This is a genomic window from Stenotrophomonas sepilia (assembly GCF_003244875.1).
GTDB lineage: Bacteria > Pseudomonadota > Gammaproteobacteria > Xanthomonadales > Xanthomonadaceae > Stenotrophomonas > Stenotrophomonas sepilia.
On record NZ_LXXZ01000016.1, the window covers coordinates 1 to 832 of the forward strand.

The following is an 832-nucleotide window of genomic DNA, read 5'->3' on the forward strand; positions in this document are numbered from 1 at the left end:
CGTCACCGTCCTGTGGCAACCGCGCCAACGCAGCCAGCAGCGGCACCAGCCAGTGCCGCCCCCTCACGATGCAGGCCTGCCCTGCGTAGCGGCGCGGCAACGGCGCGGCATGCAGCGCCTGCACCGGTCCTGCCAGGGTGGCGAAGGCCGGCCCCAGCACACGCGCGAACAGCGGCGCAGTCAGGGCGCGATCCAGGCCAGGGTCGCCATGCGCCCGGTGCGACGATCGCGCCCTGACTGCGCCGCTGTTCGCGCGTGTGCTGGGGCCGGCCTTCGCCACCCTGGCAGGACCGGTGCAGGCGCTGCATGCCGCGCCGTTGCCGCGCCGCTACGCAGGGCAGGCCTGCATCGTGAGGGGGCGGCACTGGCTGGTGCCGCTGCTGGCTGCGTTGGCGCGGTTGCCACAGGACGGTGACGCGCTGCCCACCGAGGTGGCGTTCAACCGCTACCGGCAGGGCGAGCAGTGGGCGCGGCGGTTCGGGCGCTGGCCAATGGTGTCGCGGCTGTGGGCGCACGACGGGCATCTGCGCGAGCAGCTGGGCGCGGTGCGCTTCGAGTTCGCGCTGCAGGCCCGCGACGGTGGTATCGACTGGTCGGTGCGCCGGGTCTGGGCGTTCGGGCTGCTGCCGCTGCCGACGCGTTGGTTCGGCGGTGTGCGCTGCCGTGAAGCCTGGCAGGGCGAGCGCTACACTTTCCTGGTCGATGTGACGCTGCCCTGGGCCGGAGCCCTGATCCGCTATGAAGGTTGGCTCGAACCGCGGTGACGCTGCCGCCGAGGCGGGCAGCGCGGTGATCGTGTTCGATGGCGTGTGCGCACTGTTTTTGTTTTTTT

1 protein-coding gene and 1 pseudogene are annotated in these 832 nt (G+C 72.1%); one reads left to right on the forward strand and one right to left on the reverse strand.

Annotated elements, in window-relative coordinates:
* Nucleotides 1-196: pseudogene (locus A7X97_RS22020) on the reverse strand (DUF4166 domain-containing protein); the annotation flags it as partial.
* Nucleotides 197-257: 61 nt separating this feature from the next.
* On the opposite strand from A7X97_RS22020, the gene A7X97_RS01675 reads away from it, so the two are divergent.
* Nucleotides 258-764: a DUF4166 domain-containing protein gene (locus A7X97_RS01675; RefSeq protein ID WP_111007537.1), complete on the forward strand. Its 507-nt coding sequence runs from the start codon at nucleotides 258-260 to the stop codon at nucleotides 762-764.
* Nucleotides 765-832 lie beyond the last annotated feature (68 nt).